This window comes from Chitinolyticbacter albus (genome assembly GCF_024437655.1).
In the GTDB taxonomy this organism is placed as follows: domain Bacteria; phylum Pseudomonadota; class Gammaproteobacteria; order Burkholderiales; family Chitinibacteraceae; genus Chitinolyticbacter; species Chitinolyticbacter albus.
Map to the genome: position 1 here is coordinate 100,040 of NZ_JANBVF010000009.1, position 13,720 is coordinate 113,759.

Annotated in this window: 15 protein-coding genes; 5 read left to right on the top strand and 10 right to left on the bottom strand. The window is 64.1% G+C overall.

Translation table 11 applies throughout. From position 1 onward, the window contains the following. Window positions 1-221: 221 nt before the first annotated feature. The 3 genes from NLI84_RS07495 to rpsU all read right to left on the bottom strand — a co-directional run bounded on the left by NLI84_RS07495 (window position 222) and on the right by rpsU (window position 1,427). Window positions 222-668, bottom strand: a complete 447-nt coding sequence (locus tag NLI84_RS07495) for a GNAT family N-acetyltransferase (RefSeq protein WP_255989321.1) — start codon at window positions 666-668, stop codon at window positions 222-224. Further along, window positions 668-1,108 carry a GatB/YqeY domain-containing protein gene (locus NLI84_RS07500; protein WP_255989322.1) on the bottom strand — a complete coding sequence of 147 codons (441 nt, stop codon included), beginning with the start codon at window positions 1,106-1,108 and terminating at the stop codon, window positions 668-670. The genes NLI84_RS07495 and NLI84_RS07500 overlap by 1 nt, the downstream gene beginning before the upstream one ends. Before the next feature lie 106 nt (window positions 1,109-1,214). Continuing rightward, window positions 1,215-1,427 carry a 30S ribosomal protein S21 gene (gene rpsU, locus NLI84_RS07505; RefSeq protein WP_148715328.1) on the bottom strand — a complete coding sequence of 71 codons (213 nt, stop codon included), beginning with the start codon at window positions 1,425-1,427 and terminating at the stop codon, window positions 1,215-1,217. Window positions 1,428-1,578: 151 nt separating this feature from the next. Here rpsU and tsaD point away from each other — a divergent pair, with 151 nt between their 5' ends. Then, the gene (gene tsaD, locus NLI84_RS07510) at window positions 1,579-2,592 is read left to right on the top strand and encodes a tRNA (adenosine(37)-N6)-threonylcarbamoyltransferase complex transferase subunit TsaD (RefSeq protein WP_255989325.1); all 1,014 of its coding nucleotides are present in this window, start codon (window positions 1,579-1,581) and stop codon (window positions 2,590-2,592) included. Between the two features lie 4 nt (window positions 2,593-2,596). On the opposite strand, the gene acuI is transcribed toward tsaD, so the two are convergent. Further along, a complete protein-coding gene (gene acuI / locus NLI84_RS07515) occupies window positions 2,597-3,580 on the bottom strand; it encodes an acrylyl-CoA reductase (NADPH) (RefSeq protein WP_255989326.1) in 984 nt (327 codons plus the stop codon). Window positions 3,581-3,663: 83 nt separating this feature from the next. Here acuI and NLI84_RS07520 point away from each other — a divergent pair, with 83 nt between their 5' ends. The 3 genes from NLI84_RS07520 to NLI84_RS07530 all read left to right on the top strand — a co-directional run bounded on the left by NLI84_RS07520 (window position 3,664) and on the right by NLI84_RS07530 (window position 5,509). After that, window positions 3,664-4,182 carry an acyl-CoA thioesterase gene (locus NLI84_RS07520; protein ID WP_255989328.1) on the top strand — a complete coding sequence of 173 codons (519 nt, stop codon included), beginning with the start codon at window positions 3,664-3,666 and terminating at the stop codon, window positions 4,180-4,182. A gap of 188 nt (window positions 4,183-4,370) precedes the next feature. Then, window positions 4,371-4,667 (top strand): hypothetical protein, encoded by a 297-nt coding sequence (locus NLI84_RS07525; protein WP_255989329.1) that lies wholly within the window; start codon window positions 4,371-4,373, stop codon window positions 4,665-4,667. Window positions 4,668-4,747: 80 nt separating this feature from the next. Then, window positions 4,748-5,509: an RNA methyltransferase gene (locus NLI84_RS07530; RefSeq protein WP_255989330.1), complete on the top strand. Its 762-nt coding sequence runs from the start codon at window positions 4,748-4,750 to the stop codon at window positions 5,507-5,509. A gap of 18 nt (window positions 5,510-5,527) precedes the next feature. On the opposite strand, the gene NLI84_RS07535 is transcribed toward NLI84_RS07530, so the two are convergent. The 6 genes from NLI84_RS07535 to NLI84_RS07560 all read right to left on the bottom strand — a co-directional run bounded on the left by NLI84_RS07535 (window position 5,528) and on the right by NLI84_RS07560 (window position 11,935). Beyond that, window positions 5,528-5,827 (bottom strand): hypothetical protein, encoded by a 300-nt coding sequence (locus NLI84_RS07535; RefSeq protein WP_255989331.1) that lies wholly within the window; start codon window positions 5,825-5,827, stop codon window positions 5,528-5,530. Between the two features lie 100 nt (window positions 5,828-5,927). Continuing rightward, entirely contained in the window at window positions 5,928-7,154 is a 1,227-nt protein-coding gene (gene clsB / locus NLI84_RS07540; RefSeq protein WP_255989332.1) for a cardiolipin synthase ClsB, read from the bottom strand. Then, window positions 7,151-7,912 carry an endonuclease/exonuclease/phosphatase family protein gene (locus tag NLI84_RS07545; RefSeq protein ID WP_255989333.1) on the bottom strand — a complete coding sequence of 254 codons (762 nt, stop codon included), beginning with the start codon at window positions 7,910-7,912 and terminating at the stop codon, window positions 7,151-7,153. Before NLI84_RS07545 ends, clsB begins: the two co-directional genes overlap by 4 nt. 162 nt (window positions 7,913-8,074) lie before the next feature. Continuing rightward, the gene (htpX, locus tag NLI84_RS07550; protein ID WP_255989335.1) at window positions 8,075-8,962 is read right to left on the bottom strand and encodes a protease HtpX; all 888 of its coding nucleotides are present in this window, start codon (window positions 8,960-8,962) and stop codon (window positions 8,075-8,077) included. A gap of 49 nt (window positions 8,963-9,011) precedes the next feature. Next, complete coding sequence (locus NLI84_RS07555) at window positions 9,012-10,328, bottom strand: hemolysin family protein (RefSeq protein ID WP_255989336.1); 1,317 nt, start codon at window positions 10,326-10,328, stop codon at window positions 9,012-9,014. Window positions 10,329-10,579: 251 nt separating this feature from the next. Next, window positions 10,580-11,935, bottom strand: a complete 1,356-nt coding sequence (locus NLI84_RS07560; RefSeq protein WP_255989337.1) for an L-serine ammonia-lyase — start codon at window positions 11,933-11,935, stop codon at window positions 10,580-10,582. Window positions 11,936-12,223: 288 nt separating this feature from the next. Between NLI84_RS07560 and NLI84_RS07565 the strand changes: the two genes are divergently transcribed. Next, window positions 12,224-13,696 (top strand): inorganic phosphate transporter, encoded by a 1,473-nt coding sequence (locus NLI84_RS07565; RefSeq protein ID WP_255989338.1) that lies wholly within the window; start codon window positions 12,224-12,226, stop codon window positions 13,694-13,696. Window positions 13,697-13,720: the final 24 nt, after the last annotated feature.

Genomic DNA, 13,720 nt, shown 5'->3' on the forward strand with positions numbered 1-13,720 from the left:
GGGATGCTGCGCAAGGAGTCGGACGCGCCGCGGTATAAATACCGCAAGCGGCTGGCAACGCCGCGTAGCGCCCGAAATGCCCAGAACCCGAGGGGCTGGGCCGAAAAAACACCATCCACTGCGTTGCACTCCTGCCAATAACCGGTTATTGCCTGCGTCGCACGCCTGGTGTCTGGCGCCTTTTCGACCCAGCGCAGCCGCGAAACAATGGATGACAGACCCTAAGCCACTGGCGCAGTGGCGACAAAGCCGGTCTTGATGCCGTCGCGGAAGCCGCAACGACGATAGAAATCGACGACACCCGGATCGCGCGCGCTGGTCGACAGCATCACTTTGTAGCTCCTCGCCTGCCAGGCGTGCGCCAACGCGGCATCGAGCACCGCGCGCGCGTGGCCCTGGCGCCGATGCGACGACAACGTGACCACATTCTCGATCAGCGCATAGGCGCGAGCACCGCGGGTCAGATTGGGAACGATGATCAGGGTACAGCTGGCGACCGGCACGCCATCGGCCTCGGCAAGCCACACCGAAACGCCAGGCTGCGCCAGCAGGCGCGCCCAGGTTTCGTGGGCGACATCGGGCTCAAGCGCCGGATCATCCGGGTTCAACGCCGCCATCAGATCGAGCACGGCCGGCAGGTCTGCCGCTGTGGCGAGTCGGACCGGCATTAGATCATCCGCGCCTTGACGAGTTTGCTGACCTCGCCCATGTCGGCGCGCCCGGCGAGCTGGGCCTTCAGGTCAGCCATGATTTTGCCCATGGCCGCCGGCGCCTTGCCGTGCGTGCCAATGACCGCATCAATGGCCGCGACCACTTCGGCCTCCGACAGGCGCTGCGGCATGAAGTCGAGCAGCACGGCCACCTCGGCCTTTTCCTTGTCCGCGAGATCCTGGCGCTGTGCGGCCTCGTATTGCTCGATGCTGTCCTTGCGCTGCTTGAGCATCTTGTCGATCACTGCGACGACGTCGGCATCGTTGAGCTCGATGCGCTCGTCGACTTCGCGTTGCTTGATCGCCGCCATCATCAGGCGGATCACGCCCAGCCGTTCGGTCTGGCGCTCCTTCATGGCGGTCTTCATTTCTTCCTGGATACGGGCCTTGAGGCTCATGGACACTCCTGGGATAAGACAAGCGAGGCCGCTTAACGACGGCAATGGACACAAAGACACAAAGGCCGCTCGATGGCGGCCTTTTCAAACTCGAACGCGTCGAGTCTTAGTACAGCTTCGGCGGCAGCTGTTGGCTGCGCAGACGCTTGTAGTTGCGCTTCACGGCTGCAGCCAGCTTGCGCTTGCGTTCGGCAGTCGGCTTCTCGTAGAACTCGCGCGAACGCAGTTCGGTGAGCAGGCCAGTCTTTTCTACCGAGCGCTTGAAGCGACGCATCGCAACTTCAAACGGCTCGTTTTCTTTAACGCGTACAGAAGGCATCGAGGCGAAATCCTGTTTGAACCAAGTGAGATTACTTGAATAAAGGCGACGATTATCCTTCAGTCAACAGGACATGTCAAAACCTTCTCTTTGCGTGCGGCCGGATAGCGGATTACGATGTTGCGTTTTCGCACCTACGCAAGGCCGCCGCATGCTGGTATTGGGGATCGAATCATCCTGCGATGAAACGGGTATCGCACTCTACCATACCGAGGCGGGCCTGTTGGCGCATCGCATCCATACGCAGATCGCCATGCATAGCGAGTATGGCGGCGTGGTGCCCGAACTGGCATCGCGCGACCATATCCGCCGCGCATTGCCGCTATTGGGCGCCTGCCTCGCCGAAGCGGACAAAGCGCTCGCCGACATCGACGCCATTGCCTACACGCAAGGGCCGGGCCTCGCCGGCGCGCTGCTGGTGGGCGCATCGGTCGCCAATGCGCTCGGTTTCGCGCTGCAAAAGCCGGTGGTCGGCGTTCATCATCTGGAAGGCCACCTGCTCTCGCCTCGGCTGGCCGATCCCAAGCCCGAGTTTCCTTTTGTCGCGCTGCTGGTCTCCGGCGGTCACACGCAACTGATGGCGGTGCATGGCGTGGGGCAGTACGAGCTGCTCGGCGAGACGGTCGACGACGCGGCCGGCGAAGCCTTCGACAAATCGGCCAAGCTGCTGGGCCTGGGCTACCCCGGCGGCCCGGCGCTATCGAAACTCGCCGACACCGGCAACGCCAGCCGCTTCAAGCTGCCGCGCCCCATGCTGCACTCGGGCGATCTCGACTTCAGCTTCTCGGGCCTCAAGACCGCCGTGCTCAAGCTCGTCACCGAGCAATCGCCGCTGGGCGACACCATGCGCGCCGATATCTGCGCGGCCTTTCAAGAAGCCATCGTCGAGGTGTTGCAGAAGAAATGCCTGGCGGCGCTGAAGCAGACGGGCATGACACGACTGGTGATCGCCGGCGGCGTCGGCGCCAACCGCCAATTGCGCGCGGCGCTCGACGATGCGGCACAGCGCCATCGCTACACGGTGTTTTACCCGCCACTGGAACTTTGCACCGACAACGGCGCGATGATCGCGTACGCAGGCGCAATGCGCTTGCAGCACGCGGTATCCGGCTATGGCTATGGCGTGAAGCCGCGCTGGGATCTGGCAAGCCTTCCCGCAGCCTGAACCGCTACCGGTTCACGTCGACGACAAAGCGCCCGCGGTGGCGCCCTTCGAGGATGTCGTGCGCTTTGGCCAGACTATCGCCCAACCCGATCTCGGTGACGATGTTCTCCAACCCGGCGATATCGAGGTCGCGGGCCAGCCGCTGCCAGGCTTCGCTGCGCCTGGCGAGTGGCGCGTAGACGCTGTCGATACCGTAAAGCGCAACGCCGCGCAGGATGAAGGGCGCCACCGTCGCCGGCAGGTCCATACCCTGCGCCAGACCGCACGCTGCGACTGCGCCGCCGTAGCGCACCTGGGCGCAGGCGTTGGCCAGCGTGTGGCTGCCGGCGGTATCGATCACCGCGGCCCAGCGCTCCTGCTGCAGCGGCTTGCCGCCATGGGCGAATTCTTCGCGCTCGAGCACTTCGCGCGCGCCCAGTATCTGCAGGTAGGCACCCGCGTCGGCCTTGCCGGTGAGGGCCGCCACCTGGTAGCCCAGCCGAGCCAGCAGCATCACCGCGATCGAGCCAACCCCGCCGGTCGCCCCCGTTACCAGCACGCTGCCGCCGTCCGGGCGGATCCCGTGTCGCTCCAGCGCCAGCACGCACAGCATGGCGGTGTAGCCGGCCGTGCCCACCGCCATGGCCTGGCGCGGGGTGAACCCTTGCGGCAGCTTCACCAGCCAGTCGCCCATGAGGCGCGCCTTCTGCGCGAGACACCCCCAGTGCACCTCGCCGACACCCCAGCCGTTGAACACGACAAGATCACCCGGCACAAAATCGGGATGGTGCGATTCCAGTACTACGCCGGCCCCGTCGACACCTGGCACCATGGGCCAGGTGCGCACCACGGGCGAGCGATCGGTGATTGCCAGCGCGTCCTTGTAGTTGAGCGTCGAGTAATGCACGCCAACGAGCACGTCGCCGTCGGGCAGCATCACGTCGTCAAGTTCGGTCAGCTGGGCGTCGAAGTTACCATCCTCGCGCCTGAGCAACACCGTTTTAAACATGAGCCCCTCCGTATCCAGCGATTGACGCCACTCTCCCTGATTATCGATAACGATAGCCCCAACATCGACGAGGCACGATTGCGATGAACCTGTACTTGCGGCTGATCTGGCTGCTACTCACCGCCCGCTGGCGAGCGCGTTGCGATCTGCTGGGCCCCTGCCGGCTGGCGCTACGCGTATGGCCGAACGATCTGGACCTGTATAGCCACGTGAACAATGGCCGCTACTACACGCTGCTCGATCTCGCGCGCACCGACCTGATGCTGCGCTCGGGCCTTGCCGGCAAGATCAGCGCGGCGGGCTGGTTTCCGGTTGTGACCTTGTCGACGATGCGCTACCGCAAGGCTTTGACGCTGTTCCAGCGCTTCGAGATCGAAACGTCGGTGCTCGGCTGGGACGAGCGCTCGGTATACCTGCAGCAACGCTTCTGGCAAGACAGCGAGATCGCCGCCTCCGCCGTGATCCAGGCGCGCTTCGTGCGCAAACAGGGCGGCTCGGTCCCCAGCAGCGAGTTGATGGCGCTGGCCGGACACCACGAGGCGCCCGCCCCGCTGCCACAGTGGCTGCAGGCCTGGGCGCTCGAGGCCGCCGATCCCAAATAGCGTTCGCGGCAGGCCAGGCGCGGGTCCACGCATGGCGACACCCCTTTGCAGCGCACCCGTCGCAACGTCCATGGCTCGCCGGCTCACCGCACGGACCGGGCGGGCGTTGAGAGGTTCGGGCAATATTCAACATGACCATGTCAAGTCCGGCGCTACGATAGGGGACAATTCCCACACGGAGCGCGGCCATGACCGAGTGCCACGAAATCCAGGCGCTGAACCTGATCCAGGCCATTTCCGGCATCAAGCTCAGCACGACACAGCTGCGCCAACTCATCGCCGAATCCCGGGGGCTGGCCAATGCCGTCGCCCACTGGCATGGCGAGCGCAGCGAGGCCGGACCGATTGCACAGGCGCTGGCGCAAACATTGCTGCAGCAGCCCTGGCCCATCGGCACCCTGGTGGAAAAGCAGGGTGAATTCATCAGCCGGCTGCAGGCGGCTGCGAGCGAGCGCGGTTACGACGTCGTACCGATCGCCGACTAGGAGCGCGCGGATGCCGGCGGTAGAATCGCCCCTTTGCCGCTCCACCGTCCCCGGCTCGCCGCCGCCGCAGGTTGATCTCCATGACCCAGAATCACGACGAAGCACTATCCCGCATCCGGGTAGTGCTCTCGCATACCTCGCACCCAGGCAACATCGGTTCGACCGCCCGCGCCATGAAAACCATGGGCCTGTCGCGGCTTTATCTCGTCAACCCCAAGGAGTTTCCGTCGCCGGTCGCGAGTTCGCTGGCGTCCAGCGCCGACGATCTGCTCGAATCGGCCATCGTCGTCGACAGCATGGAAGCGGCGCTCGCCGGCACCACGATCCAGGTCGCGATGACCGCGCGCCGACGTGAACTGGTATTGCCGCTGCAGACGCCGCGCCAGTTGGCGCCCGAGCTGATCAACGAGGCCGCGCACGGTGGCGAGGTGGCGCTGGTGTTCGGCACCGAGATGAGCGGGCTCACCATCGACGAAGTACGGCTTTGCAATCGTCTGGTCACCATTCCCACCAGCCAGACTTATTCCAGCCTCAATCTGGCGCAAGCGGTGCAGGTGCTGACCTACGAGCTGCGCAGCACTCTGGACGACGATGTGAGCTGGCTTGCCGAGAAGCCCACTTACGCTTCGCACGAGCACGTCGAGCTATTTCTGGCTCACCTGGAAACCACGCTGTCGACCATCGGCTTTCTCAAGCCCTACGCGCCCAAGCGGCTGATGCCGCGGCTGCGCCGGCTTTTCCAGCGCACGCGGCTGGAACAGGAGGAAGTGGACATCCTGCGCGGCGTACTGCGCGCCACGCTGGAATACGGTGAGCATGCGGCGCAGAAGAAGGACGACTAGGCCAGATTTCGAGTCCGCCTAGTTCGCTTTCCAAATCCCGTTTTCGCAGAAACTGCGGCAAAGCTTCACCGCATCGGGTCCGGCTGAGCCGTCAGGCGCCAGCGCGAAGGTCTGCGCCGGTGGCGCCTCGTCGGTTGTGCTCACGGACTCTGGCGGCAGGTCCTCCTGCAATTGCGCATAAGGATTGAAGCTGCCCGGCTCCACCACCTCTCCCAACGCAGGGCCTTCCGAGTCGGCCCACTGCGGCTGCACCGCATCGAGTGCCAGCACCGACACCGGCAGCACCAGCAACAACAGGATGGAAAAAACACGTGGCATTTAGCCCTCCCCGGGTTTGGCGTTCGACCGTCGCATTGTGCACCGCAGCGCAGCATCTCGCGCTCACCCTCGTCACCCATGCGGCACCGGTGGTCGGCGCTCACTCCAGATAGCGTCGCCCCCCGTAGCCGGTCAGCCCCATCACAAAACGCACCGCGCCGAAGCAGATCCAGACGAGACCGCGTAGCAGCAGGCCGGCGCGCGAAACCCGTTCCTGCGAGATCCGCCGCGAGTTGCTGGCGATATGGCGCCCGATGTCGGTGCGCAGCGCTTCGGCGACTGCAGGATCACGCACGAACAGATTTGCCTCTCGCGCCAGCAACAAGCTGAATGGATCAAGGTTGCTCGACCCGACGGTGGCCCACTCCCCGTCGATCACCGCGGCCTTGGCATGCATGAATCCGGCTTGGTACTCGTAGATTTCCATGCCGGACTGGAGAAAGCGCCGATAGTAAGCCCGGGTGGCCCAGTGCAGCAGGAAATGATCGACCTGGCCCTGCAGCAGCAACACCACGGTCACTCCGCGCGCCGCAGCCGCGCGCAGCGCATGGCGAAAGCGGTAGCCCGGCAGAAAATAGGCATTGGCGATCACGATCTCGCGCCGAGCGTGACGGATCGCATGCAGATAGGCGTGCTCGATGTCGTGGCGATGCCGCAGGTTATCGCGGATCGCGAACGAAGCGATCGCGTCGCCGCAAGGCGCCAGCTGCAGCGGAACGCGGCTCCTGGCCACCCAGTCCCGCTGCAACTGCACCCAGGCGGTGTGGCGCCACAACCGATCCGCCGCGGCGTGCATCTGCGCCAAGAGCGGCCCTTCCACGCGAAAGGCATAGTCATAGCGTGGCGCCAGCCGTAGCGGAGCCGGCTCCTGATCGGAGAGGATATTGATGCCGCCGACAAAGGCGACGCGCCCGTCGATCACCGTGAGCTTGCGATGCAGCCGACGCAAGCGGCTCCGGTTGAGCGACAGCGGCCGGATGTCCGGGCGAAAGAACAGCAACCAGGCCCCGGCCGCCGCCAGCCGCTCCTGCCAGGCTGGTGCGAACGCCCTCGCGCCGAAACCATCGATCTGCAGCTTGACGTGCACCCCACGCCGCGCCGCATCCTCCAGCGCGCCAACCACGCGCTCGCCGATATCGTCGTTTTCGAACAGATAGGTTTCAAGGAAGATTTCACGGCTCGCCATTTCGATTTCAGCGAGCAGCAGAGCAAAGAAATCGGCACCGTTGTAGAGCAAGCGTACCCGGTGACCGCCGGCATACGGCACCTTGATCGGGGGAGGAAATCGCCAGTGGCGCAAGTTCTGCAGCGACCGTGGCGGGCTCATCGGCCCTCCTCGCGGCGCAGCAGCTGCGCATACAAGGGAGCGTGGTCGGACAGCATCGTCCACGGCTTGCCCGCCAGCACATCGGCGGCCTCGATCTCCATGCCGCGCACATAAATGCGATCGAGCGTGAGCACGGGCAATCGTGCCGGAAAGCTCTTGGCGGGGTAGCCGTGTTTCTGCTCGAACGCCTCGGCCAGGCCGAGTTCGGCATGCAGGAACGGCGTGGCCTCGCGTCGCCAGTCGTTGAAATCCCCGGCCAGGATCATGGGCGACGTCATCGGTACTTCGGCATGCACGTATTCGGCCAGCAGCCGCAGTTGTTGCCGCCGGTCCGCCGCGCGCAGGTTCAGGTGGACCGACAGTGCGTGCAAGGGGCGCTGCCAGCCCGGCACCTCCAGCACCGCATGCAAGAGGCCGCGCTGCTCGTAACGGTGCAGCGTCAGATCGTGATTGTCCCAGCGCCGCACCGGAAAGCGCGATAGCAAGGCATTGCCGTGATGCCCATGCCGATGGCTGGCATTGCGGCCATACAACGCGATCAGCTCGTCGCCGGCCAGGTACTCATGCTGCGGGCCCGCAGGCCAGGTGGAAAACCGGCGCTGCTTGGCCAGATGCTCGCCCTGCACCTCCTGTAACAGCACGATATCGGGCGCCAGCGCCGAGAGCGCGTTGCGCACGTCGTGCACCACCAGCCGCCGGTTCAGCGCCGACAGGCCTTTGTGGATGTTGTAGGAGGCAACCCGCAGTGCTTCTTTCAATCGAAACGACACCTTGGCTTGTTGAGAAACCAATATCGGACATTTCTCGGTACTTAACTTTTACGAGATCAGTGCCGGTCTAACATTTTCATAGTAATTAGCGCTGTTTGGACAGCAAAAAGCCGGCTCGAAACAGCCGGCTTTTTGCCTTGACAGTATCCCTCAGCCGGCGCGTGTCTGCAGCGCGGCGATACGCTCCGGAATGCTGGGGTGACTGGCGAACAACGCCATCAAACCGTGGCCGCCGCCGGCGATGCCGGACGCTGCCATATTGGCCGGCAGCACACCTGCTTCCAGTCCGCCCAGGCGTTGCAGCGCGGCGATCATCGGCCGTGGCGTACCCAGGATGCGGGCGGCGCCCTCGTCGGCACGGTATTCGCGGTGGCGCGAGAAGTAGGCGACGACCACGCTTGCCAGGATGCCAAACACGATCTCGCAGACGATGACGGTGACAAAGAAGCCTATGCCCTGCCCGGCCTGGGCGTTGTCATCGTTGCGCTTGAGGAAGGAGTCGACAAAAAAGCCGACCACGCGCGCCAGGAAGAACACGAAGGTATTCACCACGCCCTGGATCAGCGTCAGCGTGACCATGTCGCCATTGGCGACGTGGGCGATCTCGTGCGCCAGCACCGCTTCGACTTCGTCGCGGTTCATCGTCTGCAACAGACCGGTCGACACGGCGACCAGCGAATTGCTTTTCGACGGCCCGGTGGCAAAGGCGTTGGGTGCGCCGTCGTAGATCGCCACTTCCGGCATCGGGATATTGGCGCGTTGCGCCAGTTTGCCCACCGTTTCCACCAGCCAGGCCTCGGCCTGGTTGCGCGGCGTTTCGATCACCTGCGCGCCGGTGCTCCACTTGGCCATCATCTTGGAGATGGCAAGCGAGATAAAGGCGCCACCAAAACCGAAGATAGCCGCCATCACCAAGAGGGCGCCCAGGTTGAGACCATTGGCGGTCAGGTAGCGGTTCACGCCCAAGAGGCTCGCCACGATGCTGAGCACCAGCATCACGGCAATATTGGTCGCGATCAGCAGAATCACGCGTTTCATTGGTTTCCCCCGTTGACTGGACTGCGGGCCTTGCGGGCCCATCGCGCATTCAGACCGCGTCGCTGTTCGCAGGTTCACTATCGTGCACGATGCGGCTCGCCAAGACTTTGTCGATGCGCTTGCCGTCCATATCGACCACCTCCAGGCGCCAGTTCTCCCAGGTAGCGATGTCGGCTGTGTGCGGCAGGCGCCCCAACAGCAACATCATCATGCCGGAGAGGGTGTGGTAGCGACCCTTGTCCTCTTCGGGCACGGCAGCGAGCTCGAGCTTGTCCTTGAGCTCGGGGATGGGGATCAGCCCATCGAGCAGCCAGGAACCGTCCTCGCGCGCCACGGCCCAGGCGTTCTCGGTGTCATGCGGCATGAACTCGCCGGTGATCACCTCGAGCACGTCCTGCAGCGTGACAAGGCCCTGCACTTCGCCGTATTCGTCGACGACGAAGATCATCTCGACGCCGGAGGCGCGAATCTGCTCCAACAGCTCCATGCCGGTCAGCGTCTCGGGCACGAATACCGCCGGACGCAAGGGCGTCTGCATCAGGTCGACCGCCTTGCCCGCCAGCGTCTGCTGCAACAGATCCTTGGCGCTGACGATGCCCAGCACATTGGCCAGGCCACCCCGGCAGACCGGGAAGCGGGTGTAATCGGCCTCGGCCACCTTGGCGACGTTGACCTGCGCCTCGTCGTCGAGATCGAGATAAACGATGTCGGCGCGCGGAATCATCAGCGAGGCGATCTGGCGATCGTCGAGGCGGAACACGTTGCGTAAGAGCGCGTGTTCGTTTTCCTCGATCACGCCGGCTTCGGAGCCCTCCTCCAGCATGGCGTGGATTTCATCCTCGGTGACGCTGGGGCCCACCTTGCCCTTGATGCCCAGCACGCGCATCACGGCCCGGGTCGATACCGACAGCAGCAGCACGAAGGGGCGGGTGATGAAGGCCAGGCCCTCCATCGGCCGCGACACCAGTCGGGCGATGGCCTCCGGATTCATCTGGCCGATGCGCTTGGGTACGAGTTCACCCAGCACGATGGCGAAATAGGTAACGACGGCCACCACGATAAACAGCGCCAGCGGATCGCTGACATGCTGCGGCACGCCATAGGTTTGCAGCCAGTCGGCAAAGGGCTCAGCCAGTGCGGCTTCGCCCATGATGCCGGACAGCACACCGATCGAGGTGATGCCGATCTGGATGGTGGAAAGAAAACGGGTGGGATCGTCGCCCAGCTTGATCGCAGCGGCGGCGGACACGTCGCCGTTCTCGGCGAGCTTGGCCAGACGTGCGCGCCGCGCGGTAACGAGCGCGATCTCGGACATGGCGAACACGCCATTGAGCAGGATCAGGCCGAACAGGATCAGGATTTCCACGACGCACCTCCGCACGATTCAGCAGCACACAAGGGCCGGCGGGTGGAGGGGTCGGTGCCGGCTGACAGGAAGGCAGCGGCCAAAGGGGATGCGGGCAACAGCCCGCGGCGCGCGGTGACGCGCCAAGATCGAGGTCGACTCATACGCGGGGACTGGACAGGCCCCGTTACTCCTTTGCTACATGGCAAACAGCGCTGAATCTACCGCATTTTCTCCAGCATGTCTGCCGCGCCTCCATGTCAAAAGCATATTCAGCAGGCAGGCGCGCCGACGGTGAGCGCCAGCCCGCCCAGCGCCGTTTCCTTGTACTGGTGCTGCATGTCGAGCCCGGTACGCAACATGGTGGCGATCACCTGATCAAGGCTGACCTTGTGTTCGCCATCCTCCAACAGCGCCAGCTGCGCCACCTTGATCGCCTTCTCGGCGGCGATGCCATTGCGCTCGATACAGGGTATCTGCACCAGGCCGCCGACCGGGTCGCACGTCAGCCCCAGGTGATGCTCCATCGCGATCTCGGCGGCGTTCTCGATCTGCGCCAGCGTGCCGCCCAGTACGGCGCAATAGGCGCCGGCCGCCATAGAACAGGCGACGCCCACTTCGCCCTGGCAGCCGACTTCAGCGCCCGAGATCGACGCATTCATCTTGTACAGCATGCCGATCGCTGCCGCGGTGAGCAGGAAATCGATCATGCCCTGCTCGCTGGCGCACGCATCGAAGTTGCGCCAGTACTGCAGCACCGCCGGCACGATGCCGGCAGCCCCATTGGTCGGGGCCGTCACCACGCGGCCGCCGGCGGCGTTCTCCTCGTTCACCGCCATCGCGTAGAGCATGGGCCACAGCATGATGTCGTGCCGGCCAGCGAGCTGCAGCGCAACCAGCTTGCGAAAGATGCCTGGCGCGCGTCGGCGCACCGCATAGCCACCGGGCAACACGCCCTCGTGCCGGCAACCGGCCTCGATGCAATCGTGCATGGCGTGGGCGATGTCGATCAGCCCCTTGCGCACCGCAACCGGATGCTGCAGCGCGCATTCGTTGGCCCAGGCCACCTCGGCAATGGTCTTGCCCGCGGCACGGCAATGGCCCAGCAGTTCGGCCGCGCTGCGAAACGGGTATGGCACCGCCGCCGCTTCGGGCAAGGGTTGGCCAAACTCCGCTTCGCTCACGACAAAGCCGCCACCTATCGAGTAGTAGCGCTCGGCGGCCAGCTGCGCGCCGGCGGCGTCCCACGCGCGAAAGCGCAAACCATTGGCGTGCAGTTTGAGAAATTCGTGCCGGTGCAGCTGCAGGTCGCGCGCGCAATCGAACCCGATCGGGTGATCGCCGTGCAGCAGCAGCGTGGCCCCCGCCTGCAAGGCCTCGCCGCGCGATACCACCGCCTGCGGATTGCAGCTTGCTGGCTGGCAGCCCTCCAACCCATTCAATATGGCGTTCACGATGCCGTGGCCGTGGCCGGTGAGCGCCAGCGAACCGTAGAGGTCGACCGCAACCCGTGCCACCGGCAGGCGCCGCACGCTGTCGGCAAAGCGTGCCGCTGCCAGCATCGGGCCCACTGTATGGGAGCTGGATGGGCCGATACCGACCTTGAAGATGTCAAATACGCTGAGCATCGCGCGATTCCTCCGAAGCGCGCGGGATGCCGCCTGGCAGAGCGCCTGCGCGGTGGCCCCACGTGTTCGATGATGATGTGAGCTTGGCAGCGCCGGCGCCTGTTCCGCATCAGGGAAAACCTGCGCTCATCATATAGCGGCACCTTCTGGAAACGGCTTGTACCAACGCCCGTTTGCGCTGGCGCAAATGAGCGGCAGAACCGCCCAACCACCAGAGCATGCCGCAGAGCGGCAGGTGGCGCTTTCTGCCATAATCCGCCCGGTCATCAAAAAGACACAAAACACTACATGTTTGATCTCTTCTCCGGGCTCGATGCCTGGGTCGCCATCAGCCTAGTGCTGGCGCTCGCCTTCGTGCTCACCTACGAATTCATCAACGGTTTTCACGACACGGCCAACGCCGTCGCAACCGTGATCTACACCAAGGCGATGCCACCGCATCTGGCGGTGATGTTTTCCGGCCTCTTCAACTTCCTCGGGGTATTGCTGGGCGGCGTCGGCGTCGCCTATGCCATCGTCCATCTGTTGCCGGTGGAACTCTTGATGAACGTGAACACCGGCCATGGCCTGGCCATGGTGTTCTCGCTCCTGTCCGCCGCCATCATCTGGAACCTCGGCACCTGGTACTTCGGCATTCCGGCATCGAGCTCGCACACGTTGATCGGCTCCATCCTGGGCGTGGGTCTTGCCAATGCGCTGATCACGGGCATTCCGCTGGGTGAGGGCATCAACTGGAAGAAGGCGATCGATATTGGCCTGTCGCTGGTGATCTCGCCCACGGCGGGTTTTGTGCTTGCCGCGCTGCTGCTGCTCGCGCTCAAGCGGTTGCTGCCGCTGTCCAAGATGCACAAGACACCGGAGACGCGCCGCGAGATCGACGGCAAGAAACATCCACCGTTCTGGAACCGGCTGGTTCTCGTGCTCTCGGCCATGGGCGTGAGCTTCGTACACGGTTCCAACGATGGGCAAAAGGGCATCGGCCTGATCATGCTGGTGCTGATCGGTATCGTGCCCGCCAAGTTCGTGCTCGATCTCGATAGCACCACCTACCAGATCGAACGCACCCGCGACGCCACCATACATATGCGTCAGTTCTACCAGAACAACGCCACGACGCTCGCCGACTACCTGGCACTGGGCAAGGCGAACAACGTGGATCTGCCGAAGAAATTCAGCTGCGATCCCAAGACTACCGAGCAGACCATCGCCGCGCTGCTCTTGGCGCTCGATGGCATCAAGGATTACCGCGACGTCGCGCCCGATGCCCGCTCGCAGGTCCGTCGCTATCTGTTGTGCCTCGATGACACCGCCAAGAAGGTGGGCAAGCTGCCGCAGATGAGCAGCCGCGACAAGAAGGATCTGGACAACCTGCGCAAGGATCTGACCGCCACCACCGAATACGCACCATTCTGGGTGATCCTGGCCGTGGCGTTGGCGCTGGGTGTCGGCACCATGATCGGTTGGAAGCGGGTGGTGCTCACCGTCGGCGAGAAGATTGGCAAGCAGGGCATGACCTACGCCCAGGGCATGAGCGCGCAGATCGTCGCCGCCGCGGCCATCGGCGTCGCCAATATCTTCAGCCTGCCGGTGTCGACGACGCATGTGCTGTCGTCCGGGGTCGCCGGCACTATGGTCGCCAACCGCAGTGGCCTGCAAGGCGGCACCGTGCGCAACATTCTGCTCGCGTGGGTATTCACGCTCCCGGTATCGATGGGGCTCTCGGCCCTGTTGTTCTGGCTGGCGACGAAACTATTGGCCTGATGGTGCAGCAGCAGACGAAAAGCC